Origin of the sequence: Psychrobacter nivimaris (assembly GCF_009812035.1) — a bacterium.
Taxonomy (GTDB): domain Bacteria; phylum Pseudomonadota; class Gammaproteobacteria; order Pseudomonadales; family Moraxellaceae; genus Psychrobacter; species Psychrobacter nivimaris.
Map to the genome: position 1 here is coordinate 19366 of NZ_VZIZ01000031.1, position 24570 is coordinate 43935.

At 41.2% G+C, this 24570-nt stretch carries 15 protein-coding genes and 1 pseudogene; 12 read left to right on the forward strand and 4 right to left on the reverse strand.

Going from position 1 to position 24570, the window contains the following annotated elements; genetic code table 11:
* Positions 1 to 28: 28 nt before the first annotated feature.
* The gene (gene glnD, locus FQV37_RS11330) at positions 29 to 2785 is read right to left on the reverse strand and encodes a [protein-PII] uridylyltransferase (protein ID WP_160023075.1); all 2757 of its coding nucleotides are present in this window, start codon (positions 2783 to 2785) and stop codon (positions 29 to 31) included.
* A 239-nt stretch (positions 2786 to 3024) separates the two neighbouring features.
* Complete coding sequence (map, locus tag FQV37_RS11335) at positions 3025 to 3816, reverse strand: type I methionyl aminopeptidase (RefSeq protein WP_420877016.1); 792 nt, start codon at positions 3814 to 3816, stop codon at positions 3025 to 3027.
* Between the two features lie 298 nt (positions 3817 to 4114).
* On the opposite strand from map, the gene FQV37_RS11340 reads away from it, so the two are divergent.
* The 9 genes from FQV37_RS11340 to FQV37_RS11380 all read left to right on the forward strand — a co-directional run bounded on the left by FQV37_RS11340 (position 4115) and on the right by FQV37_RS11380 (position 18900).
* Positions 4115 to 5191: an esterase/lipase family protein gene (locus FQV37_RS11340; RefSeq protein ID WP_160023079.1), complete on the forward strand. Its 1077-nt coding sequence runs from the start codon at positions 4115 to 4117 to the stop codon at positions 5189 to 5191.
* A 46-nt stretch (positions 5192 to 5237) separates the two neighbouring features.
* Positions 5238 to 6350 (forward strand): lipase secretion chaperone, encoded by a 1113-nt coding sequence (locus FQV37_RS11345; RefSeq protein WP_160023081.1) that lies wholly within the window; start codon positions 5238 to 5240, stop codon positions 6348 to 6350.
* Positions 6351 to 6749: 399 nt separating this feature from the next.
* Positions 6750 to 7235: an META domain-containing protein gene (locus FQV37_RS11350; protein ID WP_160023083.1), complete on the forward strand. Its 486-nt coding sequence runs from the start codon at positions 6750 to 6752 to the stop codon at positions 7233 to 7235.
* A gap of 363 nt (positions 7236 to 7598) precedes the next feature.
* Positions 7599 to 8561, forward strand: coding sequence for a Xaa-Pro aminopeptidase (locus FQV37_RS11355; protein ID WP_240991021.1), 963 nt, complete (start codon positions 7599 to 7601; stop codon positions 8559 to 8561).
* A gap of 142 nt (positions 8562 to 8703) precedes the next feature.
* Positions 8704 to 9360, forward strand: a complete 657-nt coding sequence (locus FQV37_RS11360) for a DUF1449 domain-containing protein (protein ID WP_160023087.1) — start codon at positions 8704 to 8706, stop codon at positions 9358 to 9360.
* Positions 9361 to 9639: 279 nt separating this feature from the next.
* Entirely contained in the window at positions 9640 to 11715 is a 2076-nt protein-coding gene (locus FQV37_RS11365) for a flotillin family protein (protein ID WP_160023089.1), read from the forward strand.
* A gap of 308 nt (positions 11716 to 12023) precedes the next feature.
* Entirely contained in the window at positions 12024 to 18209 is a 6186-nt protein-coding gene (locus tag FQV37_RS11370; RefSeq protein WP_160023091.1) for a DNA repair ATPase, read from the forward strand.
* A gap of 129 nt (positions 18210 to 18338) precedes the next feature.
* The gene (locus FQV37_RS11375; protein ID WP_084212304.1) at positions 18339 to 18500 is read left to right on the forward strand and encodes a DUF2256 domain-containing protein; all 162 of its coding nucleotides are present in this window, start codon (positions 18339 to 18341) and stop codon (positions 18498 to 18500) included.
* Between the two features lie 241 nt (positions 18501 to 18741).
* A complete protein-coding gene (locus tag FQV37_RS11380; RefSeq protein ID WP_084212305.1) occupies positions 18742 to 18900 on the forward strand; it encodes a DUF2256 domain-containing protein in 159 nt (52 codons plus the stop codon).
* A 73-nt stretch (positions 18901 to 18973) separates the two neighbouring features.
* Here the strand turns inward: FQV37_RS11380 and FQV37_RS11385 are convergent, their stop codons facing one another.
* Positions 18974 to 20155, reverse strand: a complete 1182-nt coding sequence (locus FQV37_RS11385; protein ID WP_025652136.1) for a hypothetical protein — start codon at positions 20153 to 20155, stop codon at positions 18974 to 18976.
* A gap of 242 nt (positions 20156 to 20397) precedes the next feature.
* Between FQV37_RS11385 and FQV37_RS11390 the strand changes: the two genes are divergently transcribed.
* From FQV37_RS11390 to FQV37_RS11400, 3 genes are read left to right on the forward strand one after another with little or no spacing between them, the layout of a single operon-like run.
* Positions 20398 to 21432, forward strand: a complete 1035-nt coding sequence (locus tag FQV37_RS11390; protein WP_025652137.1) for a phosphoribosyltransferase-like protein — start codon at positions 20398 to 20400, stop codon at positions 21430 to 21432.
* A 3-nt stretch (positions 21433 to 21435) separates the two neighbouring features.
* Positions 21436 to 23370 carry an ORC-CDC6 family AAA ATPase gene (locus tag FQV37_RS11395; protein WP_025652139.1) on the forward strand — a complete coding sequence of 645 codons (1935 nt, stop codon included), beginning with the start codon at positions 21436 to 21438 and terminating at the stop codon, positions 23368 to 23370.
* Positions 23370 to 24305: a hypothetical protein gene (locus tag FQV37_RS11400; protein WP_025652140.1), complete on the forward strand. Its 936-nt coding sequence runs from the start codon at positions 23370 to 23372 to the stop codon at positions 24303 to 24305. Before FQV37_RS11395 ends, FQV37_RS11400 begins: the two co-directional genes overlap by 1 nt.
* 126 nt (positions 24306 to 24431) lie before the next feature.
* Here FQV37_RS11400 and FQV37_RS14270 read toward each other — a convergent pair.
* Positions 24432 to 24563 (reverse strand): annotated as a pseudogene (locus FQV37_RS14270) (vitamin B12 dependent-methionine synthase activation domain-containing protein); the annotation flags it as partial.
* Between the last annotated feature and the right edge of the window lie 7 nt (positions 24564 to 24570).

Sequence of the window (24570 nt, forward strand, 5' to 3'; positions counted from 1 at the left end):
AATGGCTAACCAAAACTATCTAGCCGTATCAAAAATATATTACGCTATTATGCTCTTTCTGAACGGTAAGACTGGCTAATAGCGCTTCCTTTAATGCTTCCAGTCTATCAGGTGAGAGTGGCTTATCGTTTTGATCACTGATATAAAACATATCCTCAGCACGCTCACCTAGAGTAGTAATACGCGCAGCATGTACTTCGATTTGCTCTTGCAAGAAAACTTGCCCAACTCGCGCCAATAGCCCTGGCTGATCAAGCGTTTCTAAGCTCAAGATGTGCTGATCTGATGCTTCATTGAATTCAAAGTTAATCACCGTTTTTACTTCAAAGTGTTTTAACTGACGCGGCATACGCTTGTTCGTCAGTTTAAGTACGGTAGGGTCTTTGAACGAGTCAATTAAGCGTTGTTTTAGCTCTTGTTGGCTCTCCTCATCAACCAGCAATGTGCCACTAGGATCTAGCAATACATAAGAATCCAAAGCAAAATCACGGGTCGCTGTGATAATGCGTGCATCTAATACATCAAGATTCATCTGATCAAATACTGCCATAGTAACGGCAAATAGGTTCATTTGATCTTGGGTATAAACAAAGACCTGTACCGCATCAAGTGCCAATTCGCGATGTTCACGCAAAACGACCAATGGTGGACTATCAGCATTAGAGGCCAATCCAATCGGTGGGTGATTCAAAATAGCTTCAGTATGCCATAAGATATCTTCTGCAATTTCTCGCAAGAAATACTCATCGCCCAAGTCATCCCATAGACGCAATACTTCATCGCGATTCATATGTTGGTTGTTGACATTATCTAGCATCGTCAACGCTTGCTTGCGTGTGGCGCTAATCATATCTTGACGATTGGTAGGCGCATCGATATCAGCGCGCAAGATGCGCCGAGTTTGTGAGTATAGCTGTTTCATGAGGGTCGCCCGCCAGCTGTTCCATAGCTGTGGGTTAGTCGCATTCATATCAGCCACCGTCAGTACATACAGATGGTTTAGATGAGTCACGTTACCGATGAGATCAGAGAAAATAGTCACCACTTCAGGGTCTGAGATATCTTTTTTCTGTGCAGTAATCGACATAAGAAGGTGATAGCGCGTGAGCCAGCCTACTAAATTCGCATCAGCCAAGCTCATACCATGCGATAAGCAAAACTCAATCGATTCGGTTTGACCAAGTTCACTATGATCGCCGCCACGGCCCTTAGCAATATCATGGAACATGGCTGCCAGCACCAAAATCTCTTTACGCTCGATACGCTGAAAGATAGAGCTGACCAGTGGAAACTCTTCTTGAAAGGCTGGATCTGTAAATCGATGCAAAATTCTAATCAAAAATAAGGTATGCGCATCTACTGTATAACGATGGAACAAGTCATATTGCATGAGGCCAGTGACTTGCGCAAAAGCGGGAATATAGTTACCCAATACTCCATAGCGATTCATAGTACGTAGACGATGGAATAGGTAGTTTTGTTCTTTTAGATTCGATAAAAACAACGCTTTGTGCGTAGGATTGTCTCTATATATCTGATCGATGCCGCGTGCGGCAATTTTGAGTGCGCGCAGGGTATGAGTGCGAACTTTATCGATGCCATGCTGACCCATCAATAAAAACATCTCTAATATAGACTCAGGGTGCTGTGCAAAAACTCGATGATGCGCAATGGCAATCTGGTTGCCAATACGGTTGAATCGCGCATTTATAGGCTGTTTTTTTGGACGTTCATCGTCAGGCAGCTGCGGCTCTATGATCGTTTCATAATAATGATTGGTCAGCATCTCAGACAGTGTTGATATCTGCATCGCACAGCGATAATAGTCGCGCATAAACCGTTCGACCGCAGCATTAGGCTGGTCATCAGGCTGGGTCTCGTAGCTCATTAGCTGAGCGATCTCACGCTGATAGTCGAATAACAGCTTGTTTTCATTACGGCCTGTTAGTACATGTAAGTAATGACGAATTTGCCATAAATACCCTTCAGCAAAGCTCAACTCATCAAATTCTTTTTCGGTCAAAAAGTTCTGTTGCACTAAATCATATAGCTTGCTCACGCGAAAATAACGCTTGGTGACCCAGCCGATGATATGGATATCACGTAGCCCGCCTGGTGCTGTTTTGATATTGGGTTCAAGGTTGTACTCGGTGGCGTTGTGCTGCAAGTAACGCGCTTTGGATTCTTCCATTTTTACATCAAAAAAGGCGCGCGGAGACCACTGTTTATTGACGATTTGAGCGGGCATGTCTTGCAAAGCTTCATTACCGATTAGGAGTCGAGCCTCTAGCTGAGCACTGGCAATCGTATGATCAAGCGCTGCCTCTAGCGCATCATTAACACTACGTACAGAGAGCGCAGGCTCTAGTCCTATATCCCATAGTAGAGCGACCAGTTTATCGATTTTACTACTGGCATCAGTACCTATTTCACCAGGAGACAGAAGCAAAATATCAATGTCTGAATAAAGCGATAGCTCACCGCGCCCGTAACCACCAGTCGCAAAAAATGCCAAATCAGTCTTATCCAACTCAAACCATTTAAACAATGCAATCAATAGGCTATCGATAGCGCAAGCACGCGCTGCAACCAGTTGGCGAATATTGGTGCCACGTTCTAGTGAGCGGCTGATATCGTCGTTGATCTGGGCCAACCATTCAGGAATGCCAAGTAGATTCTTGTCTGTCATATTTTTGGCTGACAGTGGGGATGAGTCTGTCGCCACCTCACTTGGTAGTATCGGTAAAGGCGTCAAATCAACAGAGGCGATATCACAATTAAACATGAGTGTTATCCAGTTAAGAGTTTAGAAATAGAACGTTCGAGCTGAGCGCTATTGGGCATCTAATGTACTGATGGCTAATAAAAGTCACGAATAGCAATTATCAATAAAAGTGCTGATAAATATATCAATAGAAGTTATCAGGTCATCTGAGTATAAAGACAAAGCGCCTATAAGCACAATACTCAATATGCCCTAATTAAAGACCAAAAAAAAGACCGCCTAAGCGATCTTTGATTGTACTACTGCGTCAAAAAACTCAAATCTTCTTCTGGGCGCGTGGTAAAGACTTCACAGCCATTGTCCGTCACCACCATGGTATGTTCCCACTGTGCTGACAGCTTGCGGTCTTTAGTAATCGCCGTCCATTCGTCCGGCAAAATCTTGGTCTGCCACGTGCCTTGGTTAATCATCGGCTCAATGGTAAAAGTCATGCCCGTTTTTAGCTCAAAGCCTGTGCCTTTTTTACCATAGTGCATGACTTGCGGCTCGTGATGAAACTCATCACTGATACCGTGACCACAAAACTCGCGCACGATACTAAAGCGCTCAGGCTCGACCACTTCTTGAATAGCGGCGCCGACATCGCCCAAGCGCGCGCCGTTTTTGACCACACTCATGCCAGCATATAGCGCGTCTTGTGCGACTTTGCAGATACGCTGCGCCATGATAGAACCATTGCCAACGATCCACATTTTTGAGGTGTCGCCATAGTAGCCATCTTTGATGACAGTCACATCAATATTGATGATATCGCCATCTTTGAGTAGCTTGCTTTCTGTTGGGATACCATGGCAGACCACGTGATTGACTGACGTACAAATAGATTTTGGGAAACCATTGTAGTTAAGCGGCGCAGGAATGGCCTGCTGCACATTAACGATATAGTCATGAGCGATTTGGTTAAGCGCTTCGGTACTGACGCCAACTTTGACGTGCTCGTCGAGCATTACCAGAACATCACTAGCGAGTTTACCGGCCACGCGCATTTTTTCTATGGCGTCGGCGGACTGGATAAGAGATTTTTTAGTCATCATCATCTGTCTTATAATTATGGGTTTAATGTAGATAGATTATATCATAAATGGATGAATGGCAGTTTCATGTTAAGTGATAGTGAACCTATCATTATTATTGACAATAGTTACTTTACAGCCCCATTTGAGCCGTTATGACCCTCCAGTCACGATGATGTATTCATATTTTGACAATTTAGTTGAATCTTGTAAAAGATAGAGGTAATGTAATTTTGCATGCTAAAGGGATTAGCAGCAATTTTTACTGTAGTTGTGCAGTAAAAATAACCAAATCAATGATAACAAGGATGTTGTTATGACGCTTTCTTTGTACATTCGTGCAGCTCTCACACCGAAAACATTGTTACCAATACTGGGTTCAATCAGTGCTGGTGTGCTTCTAATGACCATGCAAACCACTTCTGCTCAAGCTGCAGGACAATACTATAATTGTGCCAATGCTAACGGTTGCAAGTTGGTAGACAGTAAATACTTCACTTCTAGTTACACTAAAACTCAATATCCAGTCGTCTTGGCACATGGGCTTGGCGGCTTCACAACGCTATTTGGGGTCATTGATTATTTTAATGGGATTCCAGAAGACTTGATGAAAGGTGGCTCAGAGGTATATACCACCAAAACGTCAGCGGTCAATAACAGCGAAGTTCGAGGTGAGCAACTGCTACAACAGGTCAAGACCATTGCTGCCATTTCAGGTGAGTCTAAAGTTAATTTGTTTGGACACAGTCAGGGCGGTATAGATATCCGTTATGTCGCTGGCGTCGCGCCAAAGTACGTGGCTTCAGTAACCGCAGTATCAAGTCCGGAGCAAGGCTCAAAAACCGCTGATTTTGTTAAAAATGTCCTTGAGCCAAATAATACTTCTGGAGAGCCATCCAATGTCATCACCCAGCTAGTATCAGGCGTGTTTAATCTGATTGGTGGCTTTACAGATATTGGTTCTGGTATCAGTTTCAATCAAATTCAACAACAAGATGGCTGGCAAGCGCTCGTGGCTCTATCTACCGATGGTGCTGCTAAGTTCAATGCCAAATTTCCTGCAGCAATGCCAAAAAACTATTGTGGTCAACCGACTAGTACGGCGGTCAATGGCATCAAGTATTATTCGTTTAGTGGCGTTGGGCAAATAACGAGCGCACTTGACCCTAGCGATTATCTATTGGCCGCAACGGGCGTACCATTCGCAGGGGAGTCTAATGATGGATTGGTATCTGCTTGCTCAAGTCGTCTTGGCTATGTGATTCGTGATAATTATAGAATGAACCATTTGGATTCCGCTGACCAAGTCTTGGGTCTGACGGCATGGGGAGAGTCTGAGCCAAAATCTATCTATCGTACTCAGGTAAACCGTCTGAGAAACGCTAACCTATAAGCTGAACTACAAAATAAGAATATTCATTGATTGAGAAATATCGTTTATGTCAAATAACCGCCGTCCAGCCTATGCAACAATTGCTATCATCGCCGTGGTTATCATAGCCACAGCGGCGGTTATTTTGTGGTTCAAGCCTAGTAACGATGTAAATTCAACTTCAACTTCAATCAAATCCTCCGTCTCCGATAATGAGAATATCGAGTCAGTGACAACTGAGTTGGCTGCGGGACAAGTCGTAAAAGCGACAATGACACCCAGCCAGTCTCAATTTGTCACAGGATTAGAAAATTTACCACGCTCATTAAAGGGCACCCAGATTGATGGTGAAATCATCATCGATGAAAATAAACAGTTGGTCGTCACTGAAGGTCTGCGGCGTTTGTTTGATTATTTTTTATCCGCCCTAGGTGAGGAAGAAGAAGCGGTTATATTTGCCCGTGTGGAGAGTTATATTCGCCATCACACACCAGAGCCTGCCGCTAGCCAAGCGGTCACTATTTTTAATCAATATGTTGCTTACCTTAAAGCACTTCCTGAGATAGAAAAGCGCTATGGTAATCTGCAATTACAGGCGACCAAAAGTGGTGAGCTGGACTTGAATGCAGTTGCCCAACAAAAACAAGATATCGCTAATCTACGTCAGCAGTATTTTGACAAACCAACCATCACAGCATTTTTTGGCGCAGAGGATGATTACGATAATTATAGTATAGAGATGGTCAGAATTGACCAAAATAAGCAGATGTCTGACGCACAGAAACAAGCTGCCCGTCAGGACTATATCAGTCGATTGCCAGAGAATGCTACTAAAGCCAATATCATGCAACAAGCCAATATTAGCGAGTTGATGACTCGCACTGAACAGATGAAAGCTCGCGGTGCAACGCCCGAGGAGTTATATAATATGCGCCGAGAGCTAGTCGGCGCACCAGCAGCAGAAAGGCTGGCACAAGTAGATCAAGAAGACACTAATTTTGACCAACGCTTCACCCAGTATGAAACTCAAAAAACCCGCTTATTAAGCCAAGGTGTCAATGCCGCCCAAGCGCAAATTCAGATAGATCAGCTTGAACAGCAATTATTTAATGACACTGAGCGTAAGCGTCTAGATGGTTATGCAGCATTACAACGACAGCAAGCTGTCAATAATCCCTAATTACCGTCAATAGTTATCGTCAATAGTTATCGTCACTAGCTATCGTCACTAGCTATCGTCACTAGCTATCGTCAATAACCATCGTTGATACGGATAGATAAAGTAAGCAAGATTATAGTTAGCAGCTCATTTAGGTACTGGCAAGAGCAAGTAGTCAGATATTTGCAAAGTAGTACAAAATGCATTCCGAATAACTACCCAGTTTATGATGACACCTCCCTGTGAGTCATGCACAATATTGCCATTGTTTAGAGCATTAAATAAAACAATAAATGAATCATAATAAGTCCGAGCTTTTACTATACCTATGAGAGCTTATCACTTGTCTATCAGCGCTGATGGCTCATGCAGATAGTGTGTTTAGTAAAAGTATCGGATGCAATAAAGCTAGGAATTGATATGAAGAACATGACTAAAGTAATGATGGCCGCGACATTGGCAGTTGGTACGCTTGCTGCGGGTTGTCAGACGACGAACTTGCCTGCGCCAGTTAACCAACCAATCACTGCAGATGTTCTGCAAGCACACAACTGGCAGCTCGTTGATGCCAAACGTAGCAATGGTGATAAAGTAACGCAATTATTTTTTGACCCAGCCAAGCCTTTAACGTTGAGTTTTATGAATGATAACGGTAGAGATTACGTGGCATTTATGAATACCTGTAATAACATGGGTGCTGGATATAGCGTTGCAAATGGTGAAGTCGAGATTAAAAACGGCATCAGTACTATGATGGCATGTCCTGAACCGCAAGCCAGCTTTGATACTGCTGCCTTAGCTACTGTAAAAGGTGAATATAGCCTTAGTAAGAATGCCAACAATGTGCCTATTTTGACCATTAAAAACGATGATCAAGTCGCTTATTTTAAAGCCGTTGCGAAGTAGCTTAATGATTGAGTAAACAGTTTGACTGGTTCGTGAACTTAAGTAATTAGAGTTGCTCGTTTGAAGTTACTCATGTGAAGTTGCTCTTTTTGAAACGCAAAATGCCTCGCTATCAAGTGGGGCATTTTTTTATCCAAAATTTAGTCCAGTTTAGGTTACACTAGAGTAATGTTTCTGTAATATCTTTGATTTTTTAAATTGATGGTGATGGCTCTGAATTTATGTCGATAACGATCGCTTTCTTAGATATTTATAAGACTTTTATCATCAAGCTCTGTTGGATATGACGCTATGCTGAAAACTGCCATAAATAAAACAACCATATGTAAAGGGAGTCTATCTAAATCAAACATAGATAGACTAATGATAAAAGCACCTATTGCCATCGGCGTATTTGCTGTGCTTACCGGTTGCCAGACATTACCTAATACCTCAGTAAAAAAGCCAATCAGTACCGTTGAGACCAGTCCGCTGACTGCACGTATGCCAGTGATTGATCGCCAAGGATATATTGCCTATATAGAAGAGCAGGGCGTAGGTACGGCGAAAGTATCGACACTCTATAGCATTCGTCCTGACGGTAGCGATCGTCAGCTCATCGATCAGCTTAATGGCTATATCTATGCGCCAGCATGGTCGGCAGACGGACAACTGCTTGCCTATAGCAAACAAGCCCCGCGTGAGCATCCCAAAATTTATATTTATGATCGTAGTAGCAATACGCGCAATCTAGTGGTAAATGCTGAAGGCAGTAATATGTCAGCGTCATTCTCACCCGATGGTCAAGATTTGCTTTATAGCTCTACTGTCGGTGGTAATGCTGATATCTATAAAATGCGTCTGAGTGATGGAAATACCCAGCAGTTAACGACCCTGCCGAGTACAGAGGTACAGCCCAGTTATGCTGCTGATGGCAAGAGCTTTGTCTATACCAGTGATAAAGTCCGTGCTGGACGACCGCGAATTTATCGTTATGACTTCGCTACGGGCAATGCGACAGCTGTATCAACAAATGGGTATGTGGCCAGTCCTCAGCTTAGCTTAGATGGTCAGCGTATGGCTTATCTAAATGGTCGCAAGGCGGCTGTCATGACCTTGACGACTGGGCAAGTGGTCAACCTGGCAGAAACAGGGCTTGATGAGCCCGCACGTCTATCTCCCTCTGGCAATTATGCCGTCTATCCAACTCGCCACTTGAATGTGGGCGGGCAAGCAGCAAGCCAAAATGGTGGTAGTCTAGTTATCCATTCGCTGTCAGGCAATACCAGCTATGCCATTAGTGGTCAAAATGGTGGAGTCGTGCGCTCACCGATATGGGGTCGTTAGAGAAGTATGTCTCATGCCGTGATATGTATATAAACTTATTTGTAAAACAACATAAGTTTATAAATATTAAGTGAAGTGCCTCAGCTTTTGTAGTAGGTTATTACAAATAGAAGATTAGGTTCACAAAGGGAGAACCCGCGTAATGCAAGAGGCTTTTTTCGTGTTTATCACCAAAATAAGTTTATATCCAACGATTGTTTTCACCGGTCTTGTGATGTTCGTTACTCTATATTGGGTAGTATCTTTACTCGGCATGGCAGATATGGACAGCGTGGATGTTGGAGAGACAGGTAGTGATGCTGCTGTCTCTGATTTATCATCGACCGGTTTTTTTACAGGTCTCATGTTGAAGTTTGGTCTCTACGGTGTGCCTTTAGTCATTATATTAAGCTTAATTAGTTTAATCGGTTGGTTGTTGAGCTATTTGTATACCAGTTTTTTACATCAAAATTTTGACTCTGGTGTTCTGTATTACGTGTTTGGCACAGGGGCACTAATATTCGTATTGGTCGTTTCTATGTGGCTGACAGGCATGATCATTTCACCCATTCGCAAAAATATTGCCAGAATCCCCAAACGTAATTCTGCTAATAATGTAGGCAAAATCGCGATTGTGCGCACACTTAGTGTGACGGACAAGCACGGTGAGGCAGAATTGAATGATGGCGGTGCAGGTTTGATACTCAAGGTTCGTTCAGACAACAGTACTAGCTTACTGAAAAAGGGCGATAGAGTGATGTTGATCGCGTATTTAGAAGAAACACATACCTATCAAGTCGCTCGTGTTGAAGATAAATAATTATAAATCGTTTAGTCGATACGACTTTCTATCATCGCTTTTAGCATAGAGTAAACTCGAAAATTAGATAAGCGCTGATAAACAATAAACAGATATTGAGCTAAAAAATCTCTATTTTTCACATCATACGAACGGTTTTAAATTTAGTTATTGTTGGTTCAACTAGTTTAGATATGAGAAAGGCAAGTGAAACTGCTACATAGAGTAGTTGAGCAAGCCGGACCGAGCATCTGATAGATATAGAACTGACTATAGAATGTTTCAATTAAAGGAATAAACATGGACATACTCATTATCGTCGGCGTGGTTGTGGTGCTGGCGTTTGTTTTTATTATGGCAGCACTGTTGATGCTCAAAGCCTTTTACTTCAAGGTTGAGCAGGGCAAAGCACTAATTATCAACGGTGTGAGCAAAATAGCCGTACGTTTTGATGGTGGCTTTGTTTGGCCAGTTATTAATAAAAAAGAGCTGATGAGAATCTCGCTCATCACGTTAGAAGTTGATAGACGCGGTAAAGAAGGACTAATTTGCGCCGATAATATGCGTGCTGATATTACAGTCGCATTTTATCTACGTGTCAATGAAACCGAAGAAGATGTATTAAAAGTTGCCAAATCGGTTGGAGTTGAGAGAGCCTCAGATAAAGTCGCTGTTAATGAGCTGTTTAATGCCAAGTTTTCAGAGGCGCTAAAAACAGTTGGTAAGCAAATAGATTTCGTTAAATTGTTTGAAAACCGCAGCGAGTTTCGTGACAGTATCGTTCAAGAAATCGGTAACGATCTAAACGGCTATGTCTTAGAAGATGTCGCAATCGATTATCTAGAGCAAACACCGAAAGTGTCGTTGGACTCAAGTAATATTCTAGATGCTGAAGGTATCAAAAAGATTACTCAACTAACGGCTTTTCAAAACGTTATTACCAATGAGCTGGAGCGTGATGAAGAGCTAGCGGTTAAGAAAAAGAACGTTGAAACCAGAGAGGCGATGCTAGAGCTTGAGCGTCAACAAGCCGATGCTGAAGCCAAGCAAAAGCGTGAAATATCGTCAGTGATTGCTCGTGAAACGGCTGAAACTCGTAAGATTGAAGAAGAAGAGCGTAAGAAGTCAGAAACGGCCGTCATAATGGTTGAGCAGGACTTAGCGATTCAGCGAGAGAATCAGCAACGTGAAATTGAAGTAGCAGGTCAAAATCGTCTGCGTGCAGTTGTCATCGAAGAAGAGAAGGTTACGCGTGCTCGTGACTTAGAAATCGTCTCTCGTGAGCGTGAAGTTGACTTGCAACGTATCGAGGCTGAACGTGCGATTGAACTTGAGAAAAAAGAAATCGCCAATGTCATCCGCGAGCGTATTGCGGTCGACAAAACAGTGGCGCAAGAAGAAGAGCGTATCAAAGAAGTTCGCGAAGTTAGTGAGGCTGAGCGTTCTAAGCAAACACGCGTGCTAGCTGCTGAAGCGGATGCTGAAGAAATCAAAGTACGTCAGGTGAAAAAAGCCGAAGCCGAAGAGCTGTCAGCCAAGCATAAAGCCGTTGAAATCACTACGCTTGCTACGGCTAACCTTGAAGCCTCTGCCAAAGAGTCAGAAGCCAAAATCAGAATGGCTGAAGGTATTAAAGCCGAAGAGTCTGCACATGGCTTTGCTGAAGCTGCTATCCAAGAAGCTAAGTCGGTCTCTATGGAAAAAGAAGGCATTGCTAGAGCCAATATTATTAAAGCGACTGGACAAGCTGAAGCGCAGTCAGAGCGTGAAAAAGGTATGGCAGATGCTGAGGTTATCGCGGCTCGCGGTGAATCTAAGGCGAAAGCTGAGCGTGATATCGGTATGGTCGATGCAGAGATTATTGCTGCTCGTGGTCAATCTACTGCCAAGGCTGAACGCGAAAAAGGCATGGCAGATGCTGAAATCATCGCAGCACGCGGTGAGTCTAATGCCAAAGCAGAACGCGAAGTTGGACTGGCAAAAGCCGAAGTCACTCGCGCGCATTTCCAAGCCGAAGCAGATGGTCTAGTCGAGAAATTCAATGCAATGGGTAGTATGAATAAAGAAGCGCGTGAGCACGAAGAGTTCCGCATGAGTCTTGAGACAGCCTTGCAAGAAGCACTTGCTTCTATTGATGCTGGTAAAGAGATTGCCAAAGAAAATGCTGAAGTATTGGCAGTGGCACTACAAAAAGCCAAAATTGATATTGTTGGCGGCGAAGCGCATTTCTTTGATAACTTTGCCAAGTCACTATCTATCGGCAAAGCCATCGATGGCCTAGCCGGTAAGTCAGATACGTTGAGCGGTATTATCAATGGCGTGATGGCTAGTCAAGCTATGAAAGCAACCAAGCAAAATGATGATAAAACCATTTAATATTAAGACATGTCTTTATAGATTGAAGACACGCGCCAAGATTAATGCATTTCTCCCTTGATAACTAGCCTGTCATTTAGGAGGCAGGCTGAATCTAACCAACTTGTTCTATACATCTTCATAGAGCGATAGCCAACTTATTATTAATAATGAGTTGGCTAATCTAAAAAATCCGCAGTGATGAATCGTTTTTTTAGATTAGCCAAGTGCTTCTTTACTTTCGATGATCTTTATCTCAAATAACTTCTTATTTTCCTTATTGCCAAAAAATTCTCTTATTATGTAAAAACAGAAACGGACGAGCAACAATGGCGGACACGCAAAACCTAACCACTCCAGATAGCAATGACAACCCTAATGCTAGTCAAGCAAGCCAAACTGATCAGGCGGTTGCCTCGGGCAATGCTTATGAGCTCATCAAAAAACGTTTGACAGAACAAGGTGCTCGTTTAGAGCAACAGACGGCCACGCTAAATACTGCACGCCTTGAAGAGTTCGGCAGTACTCAAATGCAAGTCATCGCCCGTACGCGTATCCGTACCGAACATAACTGTGTGGCGCAGGATATGGTGCAAGTAGGCGAATATCTACTTTTTGGCTACAACGTTTTTATGGGACTCAAACGTGCGAGCAATGTTAAGGATGTATTGTCGTTATATCGTCTGAACGAGCCAGCTGGTAATGAAGAAGAGTATCAGCTCGAAGAGGTTGACCTAAAAGGCACTTTTTTGGCTCAAGACGCCTTTGTCCAAGACTTCAATGAGCTGTATCGATATTACAAGCAAACGCGCCTGATTCAAATAACGGTGAAAGACAGCAAATTGCTATTGGCATTTCAGATTGGTGAGCGCATCACTGATATTCGAGTGTTCCGTTTTGCGTTAGATTTTAGCCAAGGTACGCCAGAGTCGGCACAAGTCGCTTATGTGGACAATCGAGGCGAGCGTGACATTGAACTGCCGCCTGCTTATGATTTTGACTGGATTGAGACCACACGCGATCAAATGGTGAATGGCAAGTATCCCCATATGAATATCTTAGACACGATATTTGTAGAAACGGTTGGTGGTGATTTGACCATTAAGATTGAGGACAATACGCAATCCGGTCAGGGTATTTATAGCGAACCAGTTAATGACCGTACCCAGTCGCTGACGGATGCTGAGATTGCGTATGCCAAAGTGGGCAGTTTAATACTGCTCAAAATATTGCCCTATCGTGAAGAGGACTACCGTTATTTTGTTTATAACACCTTGACCGAAGCGGTGCTGCGTTTGGATGCGATTGGACAATCGTGTGTGCAGCTACCAGAAGACCACGGCATCATATTTCCGGGTGGCTACTATCTGCAAACGGGCGAATATAAACTGTTTGATGCCAATAATGTGGACGCCAAAGACTTAAAGTTCAAACGCAAAATCATATCGCCAAATGGGGAAGACGTTCTATTTTTATTTTATGACAGAGACTTGGGCGTCACGGGGTTGTTTCCTTATAATTTGATTAAAAAGCAATTAGCAAACCCTATCTATTGCAACGGTATGGCTTTGGCTGAGAATGGCCGTTTGGTGCTGTTTAGCGATCAAAATGAGCCATCTCGTATTCACCCGATGCAGATATGGCATACCCCTTATGCCTCACACGAGTATGTGAGTGAGCTGCCAGAAAGCACGAGCTTCTATGGCAAAATCGGCAATAAAGAGCTGGTACGTGGTATCTCAGACCTGTATAGCATTACTCGCCTGATTGATAATCAAAGTGTCTCTCAAAAGCTCTATGAAGAGTTGGCTGACAATACCAGTCGTCTCTTTGACAGCTATTATTGGCTGTCTGAGCCTGAGCTGAGCGAAGTCGCCAGTAGTATCAAGGAAGTGACGGCCACGGCTGAGCTTGTCATCGATGAGTTCGCCAAAGTACAAAGTATCCAAAAGCAAACCCAAACTGCGCTAGCCGATGCTGATACGCAGCAAAGTGAGATTTTGCGGCAGATACGCGTTACTAGTTTTGAGTCTGCCAGTGATTATGTCGATCAGTTGTCAGCGTTAAGACGCCAAAAAGGCCGTTTGGTCAGCTTGGAGGATTTGCGATATCTAGATGCCGATAAGCTACAAGCGCTGCAAAAGCAGTTAGAAGAAGCCGAAAGCGAGCTTGCCGAAAAAACGGTGCTGTTTTTAAGTGGTGAAGAGGCGCTATCAAGTTACGAAGGTATATTGGTCGATGTCAGTGAGCGCTTGAATACTGCTGAAACCAATGCTGAGCTAAAACCCGTACTAGAAAAAATTGATGAGACAGCGCAAGGGTTAGATTTATTAACCGAGTTGCTAGGGACGCTAGATGTAGCTGATGCTACAGTGCGTACGCAAATTATCGATGACATATCGACCATTTATGCCAGCCTGAACCAAAGCAAAGCAAAGCTTAATCATAAACGCAAAAATTTAGGCTCAGCGGAGGCTGTCGCGCAATTTGGTGCGCAGTTTAAGCTGTTTGGTCAATCTATTGCCAATGCGTTATCCATTGCCAATACGCCTGAGAAATCAGACGAGCAAATGGCAAAGTTATTGGTACAGTTAGAAGAGTTAGAGAGTCAGTTCGCTGATCCAGAAACCAATAGTGGCGACCAGTTTTTAGCAGATATCATCAGCAAGCGTGAAGAGATTTACGAAACCTTTGAAAACCATAAGCAGCAACTGCTTGATGCTCGTAATCGCAAAGCGCAAAATTTAGGTGATGGCGCGCTGCGGATGCTTGAGAGTATTAAAAAACGCACGCAAAGCACAGGCGTCACAGGCTTTACAGAGGAAGAAGCGTTAAATACGTATTTTGCCGCTGATGGTCTGGTGCAAAAAGTCCGCAACATCGCAAAAGAGCTGCAAGCGATGGGCTTTAGCGTCAAAGCTGATGACATCGATGCGCGTCTAAAAGCCATCCAAATCGAGAGCTATAAGAGTCTAAAAGACAAGTCGGACTTGTTTGAAGATGGTGGCCAAATCATCAAACTGGGTAAGCACCGTTTTTCGGTCAATACTCAGCCGCTTGATTTGACCTTATTAAGTCGTCAACAGTCAGACGGCAAGCGTGTGCTGAATTTGCATCTAACGGGTACAGATTATTATGAAGTGCTTAATAATGCTGAGCTAAACGCCTTGCGCCCGTATTGGGACATGAATATCGCCTCCGAGTCTGACAAGGTGTACCGCGCCGAGTACTTAGCCTATAGCATTATCGAAAGTGCTAAGAACAGCCAGGAGGGTTTGACTGAAGCGCGCCTATATCAAGCCTACGATGCAACTGTTATTACTCTAGACATTAATGGCGACATTGATAACGACAGTCCATTGTCCAAGTTGGTCAAAGCTTATGCCACACCTCGCTATCAGCTTGGTTATGACAAAGGCATTCATGACCATGATGCCACGCTATTATTGATGCAAATATTGCCAACGTTGCGTGAGGCAGGGCTACTGATTTATACCCCGCAAGTACGTGCGTTGGCGCAATTATTCTATTGGCAACTAAACATTGTACAAGCACTTGGTCTAGACAGCTTGCGTCAATTTGGTTATGACGCTTGGTTAAATGAATCAGTGCTGACACGCGCAAATAACTGGACGGATAGAGCTGCTACCGCTGAGCAACTGCGCCGTGCATTAGGCAGTGATACGGCCAAATCGCTATTGGTTGAAGACATGAGCCAAGTGATGCGTCATTTTGTTATGGCTCATAATGATGACAGTCTTAGCGCTGATAACGGTACTGGCATTAATAATGGCGCTGGCAAGCAGTCCACATCTAAATCAGGGTCAGAACTGGACTCAAATACCAGTGATGTTCATAACGCCAATATCTTCAAACCAAGCTACGTTCAGCTTGCTTGTGAATACTTGGTGAGCGTCATGGGGCAATCGGCTGAAACCAATATAGGCGCAAACAGCACAATAAACTGGCAAACTAGTCAACAAGCACAGCAGTTGTGTGAGCAGCTAAGCCAAACGTTGAATAGCGCTTCGGGCAGCACGCAAAATACGGCCAGTTTTGACCAACTACAATCTTCTATCGGTAAGCTTGGCTTCCAACCCAAATCAGCCTATGAGCTATTGGCAACATGGTTTCATGCACTACTTGATAAGACTTATGGTGGGACAGAGTCGGTTAACGTAGCGACTGATGGCACCAATGAAGCAGGTGAGGCACTCAGTGAAGCGCAGCTTTCTGAGAGTAAAGAAAAAGAGGCACTACGCAAACAGCAACTAGAGAGTGGTCGTCATTATGTGCCAGAAGCCATTGCTGTACTACTCACTCAACTAAATGATGCGCAGCGTGAAGCCTTGGTGCAACGATTGATTGATTCAGGCGCGAGTTTTGATAAAGGCGGCGCAAATAAAGGCACAGCTAATGCCGCTTCCACCTTATCGTTCTCCTTACCTTCAACGTCATCATCAACGTCGCTGACCAGTATCAATAATCCGCTCAATCAAGTGCAAAGCTTTGCGCGTCACACGGGTAAGGTGTCACTTGAAATACAAGTGAATAATCTACTGGGTGAGCATACACGTATTCATCAGCAAACCCTAACCTTTGCCGTTGATGACTTTTTAAACCGTTTGCATCACCATGATACCCAAGTGATTCCTGACTATCGACGCTATCTGGCGATGCGCTCAGAGATATTGCACACGTCAAAAGAAACCTTGCGACTGGACGAGTTTATGCCGCGTCCCCTGTCTTCATTCGTGCGTAACCGTCTGATTAACGAGAGCTACCTGCCACTCATCGGCGATAACCTTGCCAAGCAGATGGGCACGGTGGGCGAGGATAAGCGTACCGATCTGATGGGTATCCTCATGATGATATCGCCACCAGGGTATGGTAAAACCACCTTAATGGAGTACGTGGCAAATCGTCTCGGCCTTATCTTTATGAAGATTAACTGTCCGTCACTCGGTCACGACGTAACGTCTTTAGATCCCGAAAAAGCACCCAATGCCACTGCGCGAGAAGAGCTGAATAAAATCAACTTGGCCTTTGAGATGGGTAACAACGTCATGCTGTATCTCGATGATATTCAGCATACCCATGCAGAATTTTTGCAGAAGTTTATCTCGTTGGGTGATGGTACACGCCGTATCGATGGCGTTTGGCAAGGTAAGACCAAGACCTATGACATGCGTGGCAAAAAGTTCTGCGTGGTCATGGCAGGTAATCCGTATACCGAAAGCGGTGAGGCCTTCAAAGTCCCTGACATGCTTGCCAACCGTGCCGATATCTACAACTTAGGCGATATTATGAGCGGCATGGAAGAGGTGTTTGCACTCAGTTATATTGAAAACTCGCTCACTTCTAACACCGTTCTCGCGCCACTGGCCAACCGAGACCTAGCGGATGTCCATCGTCTCATTAAAATAGCGAAAGCGGACAATGCAAATCTAGCACAAGCACAAAGCAGCGATTTGACGTATCCGTATAGCACCTCAGAAGTTAACGAAATTATCGCTATCTTGCGCCATATGTTTAGGGTGCAAGAAGTCATTCTGGACGTCAACCAAGCCTATATTGCCTCAGCATCACAAGATGATAAATACCGTGTCGAGCCGATATTTAAGCTGCAAGGCAGTTATCGCAATATGAATAAGATGACCGAAAAGCTATCGGCGGTCATGAATGAAAACGAGCTGAACCAGCTGATAGACGATCACTATTTGGGTGAGTCGCAGCTATTGACCCAAGGCGCAGAGAGCAACCTTCTAAAGCTTGGCGAGATGCGCGGTGTGTTGACTGACGCAGAAAAAGAGCGTTGGGCACAAATCAAAGCCGACTTCTTACGTAATAAAGCCATGGGCGGTGAAGACGGTGATACTGGCGCGCGTATCGTTGCCCAGTTGGTCGACTTGGCTAGTGGCTTCAATACCATCAGTAGCCAGTTTGAGACATACTTAACGAAAAATGACCCAGAGCAAATCGCCCGCTTACGACAAGCAGGACAACAAGCACAACTCGATGCCCAGCTAAACGCTCAATTAGAAGCACAGAAAATCCTTGCCGATAGCGTCATTAACAATGCCAAAGTCGTCAGCGACAGTATCGACCATAGCTTTGAGAAAAGCGTGAGTCAACTGGTACAAATATATAAGCACAATCACAATACTGAAAAGGCGGAAGGCGAGTATCTCAAACAAAATCAAGGCGCGCAAAAAGCGCTGATGATGCAGCTGGTGGATGCTGTTGAGCAACTGGCACAAAAAATGGCTGATAGTTTGTCTAATAGCTTAACAGAGAGCCTGCTTAAGAATGATGAGAACCAAACGGCAGACAGCGATACGCTTGATGTTCATCAACAGACCGCGCTGATGGCAACAGCTCTTAAAGAAGCGCTTACGCCACTGACGATGCGGATGGATGAGAAGCTGGCGATTGATACCAGCACCGATCAATCTGGTAAGTTAATCGTCAATAGCCTCAACAGGCTAAACAAAATCTTTGATGACTATGATTGATACTGACGATTAACGCTTATAAGCAATAATGATAATTAGAACTTATAATTAATAGGCTATAGCGATAAGTTATTGATGTATAGTCGTGGCAGTTGATTCGACTATGTTAAACAAACCAATGAGAAACGTATGGCGCACAAAAAGAAAAACGTCCGCAAAAAACTCTGCCCTGTCTGCGAGCGCGAATTTAGTTGGGCGAAGAAGTTGGATAAAAACTGGGAGAGTATGGTCTATTGTTCCGACCAATGCCGCCGCGTAAAAAAGTATGAAGGGTTAGATCATCAAAAGTAAGAATTTAAATCTAAATTTCGCGTTGGTTGTAGGCTGGGTTTTTAACCCAGCCTTTTATACTATATTCAGTCCAATATGAAAAAGATACAGCGGGACTGGGATGCTTAGTTTTTAATATGATTTTTGCAGCCTCTGTCGGCATAGGCACAGCAAGCCAGAAAAATTTATACCAGTTTCGCGTTATTAAATAACGTATCCATTTTATTTAGTATTAACTATACAAAGTGACGCAGGGAAGCTCATGGCACACAAAAAAGCAAACCTACCGCAAAAAGTATGCCCAGTCTGTCAGCGCCCATTTACGTGGCGCAAGAAGTGGGAAAAGGATTGGGAGCAGGTGATTTATTGTTCTGAGCGCTGTCGGCGGAGTAGAAACGATTTAAACAATAAGAATCATTAGATTTCATGATAAGTTTTGGACAGTTCGAGTATGCAAGTTGATTTAGTCTGTGTTTACAAGCCGTAGAAAGAAATTATAAGATAGGCATACTCAGTATAGCTTCTCTAGTAAGGTATTTAGCACATTTACCTTGAGCATGCATGCTACGCCACAATTTCCCTACTTCGCTTGAAACACTATTCCAAATTATTTTGCTATCATCTTTAGATTTGCTAGACAGCATGTAAACAGAGTCTGTAAAAATTTGATTACCTTCTTTCACAATAGACTCTCTATTCAATGCCCTTTTTCCTACTCTTGGTATCAAAATATCGTTAATATTCGCACTTTTAAAAATTTTAGATTGTTGCTTATTATTTAAAAATAAAAAAGGCTCTTTTAGATCCGTAGTATGAATAGATTCTAAATCTAGGTGGTCAAAATGTAGTTTACTATGACTCCCACGTACTAAAGAAGAGTTTAAGTCGCCTATTGTCTTACAGTTGCTATCTACCAAACTATTAATAATTTTTAGTTTATGGTGATACTCGAAGCATAAGCTTTTCATAGCTTCATTTCTAGTTACTAGAATTTGGTCAGTGATTCCACCAAAAGCGTCCATTTTCTTTAGACTTATTCTGTGTTTAAACTCATTCGATGATCTTTTATGAGCTATAACAGCATAGGATTGAACTTCAGTCTTCTCATATATACTATCATCCAAACTTATCACCGATAAGCTGTCAAAACTATTGATAAACTTCTTCCGTTGAGGAAAATATTTCTCAAAAGCTACAAAAGGTGCGGAAATTATAAACATCAAAGAAGATTTACAGTTCATTGATGACATTACTTTGTCTAAGAAGGCTATATCTAACTGCTTGAAACTTGAATTAGAGTTTAGTTCTAAGAAGTAATCGAAACTATAATTAGTTTTTTTCCGACAGAAAGGAGGGTTACTGATATATAAATTTTTTTTGTTTGAAGGAAGATGTTCATTCAAATAGAAATTTTCATCCAAAACATCAGCAAGGATAGGTTTATGTAGTTTACTTAATGTTCTTTCTAGTTGTTTAAACCTATCAACATCAATTTCAACCAAAATTCCATTTGATATCGGTAGTAACGCCGAAAGGTTACCCAAACCAGCCCCCAAGTCAGCGAAAAAATCATATTTATTTGGAAGAAGTGATACTAAAGACTGCACAATATGAGGAGGAGTATCAACCTGACCCAAATCTTTATCTGACTTGCTCAGATTACCCATAAGTTCCATGTTCAGTCCAAAATTTGTTTTTTAAGTATAGTTGGCCGTATAATATATATTTAATATTAATTAACAATTGTATGTTAATTCGGGTAAAGTAAACTAGATCTCTATTCATTATGTTGCTCGTACAGAAATATGTTCTTCTTGTTCGTTAAGCTTAATGAACATAAACTGTTTGAAATTCATTTCATCAGCACTGTACCATTTTTTACATGGTATCGGCTATAGTAAAATTTTAGGGCTTTAGCATGGAGCAAACAATCACAAATCTTGACGAACTAGATCACTACCTAGGAAGTGACAACTATGAAGACATTCTTGAAGATGAAGAAGCGAGAATTATTGCTAAGCATCGTTTCTTAGTATCTAAGGGTTTAAGTCATATTAAAATTAGAGATATTGAAAAATGGCTTAAGACATTTCAAAATAAACTATCGCATAGATTTATTTCAGTTTTTTTGTTGCAGAGCATTACTTATAGAAACTATGAAATGATGGAAAGTGCCTTTGCTAGAAAAATATCTAAGGATATTAAAAATATTTACGAGGAAGTAAGTCCTTATAAGAGTGATAGCCTTGAAGAATGGTTGAGACTAATAAGATACTCCAAAATAATAAGTTCACATTCGTTTGCCAATATACATTTTTATTGTATAGATAAGAGAACTAGTAGTGTGACTCAATCGAGTAACACTATTCTAAGACGACTATCATCTAAAGTCATAAATCATCTACGTATACTTCAAAATATCGATGAAGTGAAAGAAAGTATAAAAGCTAAAAATATGGTAGTTTTTATAGATGATTTCTTAGGATCAGGTACTCAAGCTGCAAAATTCTTTAATGATCATGAAATTTTTGAACTTATTGAAATTGATGATGCTAACCAAATGCCGTTAATATATATGCCTTTGATGGCAACAAATACTGGTATAGACAACTTAAAATCTGAGTTCCCTAATCTAAGAGTTTTACCATCTGAGATAATAGAAGAAGACTCTAAGTTATCAAAGCATCATTCTTTAAGCGATTTCTTACAAACATTTGACTTGGATATAATGAAGATAGATATCGAAGAGCTTTTCATAGAAATGCAATCCTCTTACAGTTTTATAAGAAAAAATGCTTGGTTAGGATGGACAAATGCTATGCTTTCCATCGTGTTTGAATGGGGTTGTCCTAATTTGACGGTGCCATTAATTTATCATGATAATAATAAGCCAACTACAGAAAACCCTGATGGGTGCAATGTAATGTATCCACTCGCTGCTAGGAGAGTGTAGGTTATGACAACTGTTGAAAAATTACTCACTAATTTATCTGTTGCTCGTACTGAGTTTAAAGTAAATAACAGAAGCGTATTATCAAGCTTCGTTAAACCACCATTTTTTGAGCAAGTAAACATTTTAAATTACGAACATTCAATTGCTTTAGTAGGTGGTCGAGGATCTGGTAAAACAATGTATTTAAGGTATTTCTCACATTGGACTCAGTTCGGTGATGGTGTGAACGCTCAAATAGATGATTTAAAAAATATAGTTCTCTACTGGAAACCAGATACTATATTCTCTAGAGCAATAGAAAGGCGTGATTTGAGCCCAATTTTAGAAGACGCCTTTTTTCAATCTTTAATAACCATAGAAATAACCAAAGAAATCATTGGTTTAATTCGGAATACAATTAATCATTTTCCATTAGAAGCAGAAGAGATAAATCTAGAGAAGGAAGTTATTGCACTGATAAGTCGCATATATGATATTGAAGTTAATGATATAAAAAATGTAGTTTTTGAACTTGACCTGTTGTTTCAGACAATATATAGCAATATATTGTCTGGAAATATGCTGAAATCATTAATACCAAATTTATTAATAAGGACAATTCTAGAAAAATTGAAGAGCTACTCATTATTTAGTAACACTTCGTTTAAAATTTATATTGATGAATTTGAGAACTTTACTTTGAATCAGCAGGCTTTCATAAATGCGTTAAGGAAGCATTCAGATGGTTTTATAAGTTGGAATGTCGCCTATAAGGCTCACGCCGAGATATCTAATTATGTACACACAAATAGTCAGAATAGTGAACAGCTTCAGAAACAGAATGATTATAGAGAAGTTAATATTGATCAAATTATTGAGGATTCTAACAAGTTAGATATTAATAATTTCTTTTCTAAAATACTGATGGTAGCTATTGATAAGATAAAATATTCTGAATGTAGTTTTGAACAATCTTCTGAAAATGTAAAAAATATGCTTGTTCATCATACTGTAAGTAGCATAATCAAATCTTATTCTAAGGAAAATAGTGGCTTTCTAAGTCGTTTATCCAAGGAACTCCGTACTTCGGACGATGGCTTAGAAGAAGAGTTAGTTCAGAGAGTCTTGCTAAAACCTGATCTAGCCGTGGCATTGGTAGCTATAAAAGGGCAAAGAAACTTTAAACCAAACTCAATCGATAGATATTTACTAAACAACCTATCTGACGCCGAAGAAAAAAGTCTAGAAGAGAAGATTCGTCACTATGCTCCATCAGGTGTATTTAAATTAAATATAACTTCTGCTTATAATAATATTCCAATCTATAGTGGATTTGATAGGTTTATGATCCTTAGTTCCAGCAATGTTAGACATTTTCTTGAACTTTGCTATCAAACATTTCAACTTCATCTGAAATCAAAAGATGGACAACAAAATTTAGAGTTGGATGATTTATTTAATATATCGAACGATACGATGCATAAAGCTGCAAATATAACTAGTGCAAAGCTGTTGAACGAAGTAACTTCGTTTGCTCCAATGGGACAAAGATTGAATATAATTGTTCAGAGACTTGGTGAGTTGTTTAGAATAAAGCATCAACTAACTCCAATAACAGAACCAGAAATCAACCATTTTGGTATAGTGACAGATTCTTTAGACGAACAAATGCAGAAAGTTTTAAACCAAGCTCTATGCTGGAACGTACTTATTCAGCATGAAGTCACTAAAGAGAAGAACAATATTGATATTAATAAATACGATTACCAACTCAATCCTATTTACGCTCCTGCCTTTGGTATCTCATATAGAAAGATGCACAAGAAAAAGTTCTCTTCTGAAGAGTTAGATATTCTATTTAATGCTAATAATGAGCAATGGATAAAGTATAGAGACTCGATGGAAAAAAATAATAACAGCATTAGCTTCAAAGCTGATACACAAGCGGAGCTATTTTAATGAAATGCAGCAATTGGTATGAACATAAAGAAGGTGATAACTGGTGTAGTATTCTAGATGAGATTGACTGTCTTATAGTTGGTAATCACTATGAGATTGACGACAGATGTAAATTCTTAGGTGGCAAATTTGAAGAATATAATAAAAATATATATGTATTCAATGTTATATATCTTCAAACGGGAACTCCTAAATTCTATCTAGATAACGAAGAAGTATCAGTTACTGATTTGAATAAATTTATCCAAAGTAAAGAAGACAGTCAATCACATCTATTGATTGACATCTCTACATTTGATCTTCCTGAACTTTACCATTTTTTAAAGTCATGTAATGATATTTTGACTTTTGCGCATATAGCTTATTCTGAACCAAAAGGATACGCTGAAGGTAATACAAAAGATGGATCGAATCTACAAACTAATAGTTTTTTATCAGAAGATGGTAACGGACTTGACTATCTTAGCTTTTGTGAAATCCTTCCACATAAAGATAAGCGATATTTAATTAGCATAGGTTATGAGTCGCACAGATTAGCAGGTTTTCTCGGTTCTGATGAAATTAGGATTGAAGACAATAAAGCTGTGATTATTGGGATACCTCCTTTTAATGTAGGATGGGAGAATCACACTATTAGGAATAACTATCAGATATTAGATACGCATAATGCAGATATTCATATAGCGCCAGCAGATGATCCAGTCCGTACTTATTTAAGTGTTTTCGAAGCTCATCAAGAGTTAAGATCATCAGAAAACCTAGTGTTAATGCCTATAGGCCCAAAACCACAAGCATTGGGAATGATTTGGTTTGCAATAGATAAGAATACAGGACCAGTTGCTGAAGTTGGCATTCAGTATGATTTCGTTCAAAAAGTGCAAAAAAGAACTTCTGGCATTAGCAAAGTCCATGTTTGGGACTTTAAATTTAGATAGTATGCTTTGGTTGATTGCTGACAAATTAGTAGTGGTGTTTTGCTAAATGCGTACACTTACTTCAACAGACTTGATTATCTTCAATATCGAACGATTAAAGTCTGCTAATAGAAAGTTTTCAACGGTCTACAGATTCAGATTTAACCACCTCTCAGCAGTCTTTATATCCCAGCCTTTATGCTCAGCATAGCTTTCTAGCTGATCGGTACTGATTTTACCGACGTTGAAGTATTCACTATCAGGATAATAGTAATAAAAACTATCA

What these genes read in the sequence shown, in the direction of transcription:
- FQV37_RS11365 (WP_160023089.1), top strand. Translation starts at nt 9,640, where the DNA reads ATGGACATACTCATTATCGTCGGCGTGGTTGTGGTGCTGGCGTTTGTT.
- FQV37_RS11400 (WP_025652140.1), top strand. Translation starts at nt 23,370, where the DNA reads ATGAAATGCAGCAATTGGTATGAACATAAAGAAGGTGATAACTGGTGT.
- FQV37_RS11360 (WP_160023087.1), top strand. Translation starts at nt 8,704, where the DNA reads ATGCAAGAGGCTTTTTTCGTGTTTATCACCAAAATAAGTTTATATCCA.
- glnD (WP_160023075.1), bottom strand. Translation starts at nt 2,785, where the DNA reads ATGTTTAATTGTGATATCGCCTCTGTTGATTTGACGCCTTTACCGATA.
- FQV37_RS11380 (WP_084212305.1), top strand. Translation starts at nt 18,742, where the DNA reads ATGGCACACAAAAAAGCAAACCTACCGCAAAAAGTATGCCCAGTCTGT.
- map (WP_420877016.1), bottom strand. Translation starts at nt 3,816, where the DNA reads ATGACTAAAAAATCTCTTATCCAGTCCGCCGACGCCATAGAAAAAATG.
- FQV37_RS11390 (WP_025652137.1), top strand. Translation starts at nt 20,398, where the DNA reads ATGGAGCAAACAATCACAAATCTTGACGAACTAGATCACTACCTAGGA.
- FQV37_RS11395 (WP_025652139.1), top strand. Translation starts at nt 21,436, where the DNA reads ATGACAACTGTTGAAAAATTACTCACTAATTTATCTGTTGCTCGTACT.
- FQV37_RS11385 (WP_025652136.1), bottom strand. Translation starts at nt 20,155, where the DNA reads ATGGAACTTATGGGTAATCTGAGCAAGTCAGATAAAGATTTGGGTCAG.
- FQV37_RS11375 (WP_084212304.1), top strand. Translation starts at nt 18,339, where the DNA reads ATGGCGCACAAAAAGAAAAACGTCCGCAAAAAACTCTGCCCTGTCTGC.
- FQV37_RS11345 (WP_160023081.1), top strand. Translation starts at nt 5,238, where the DNA reads ATGTCAAATAACCGCCGTCCAGCCTATGCAACAATTGCTATCATCGCC.
- FQV37_RS11355 (WP_240991021.1), top strand. Translation starts at nt 7,599, where the DNA reads ATGATAAAAGCACCTATTGCCATCGGCGTATTTGCTGTGCTTACCGGT.
- FQV37_RS11350 (WP_160023083.1), top strand. Translation starts at nt 6,750, where the DNA reads ATGAAGAACATGACTAAAGTAATGATGGCCGCGACATTGGCAGTTGGT.
- FQV37_RS11340 (WP_160023079.1), top strand. Translation starts at nt 4,115, where the DNA reads ATGACGCTTTCTTTGTACATTCGTGCAGCTCTCACACCGAAAACATTG.
- FQV37_RS11370 (WP_160023091.1), top strand. Translation starts at nt 12,024, where the DNA reads ATGGCGGACACGCAAAACCTAACCACTCCAGATAGCAATGACAACCCT.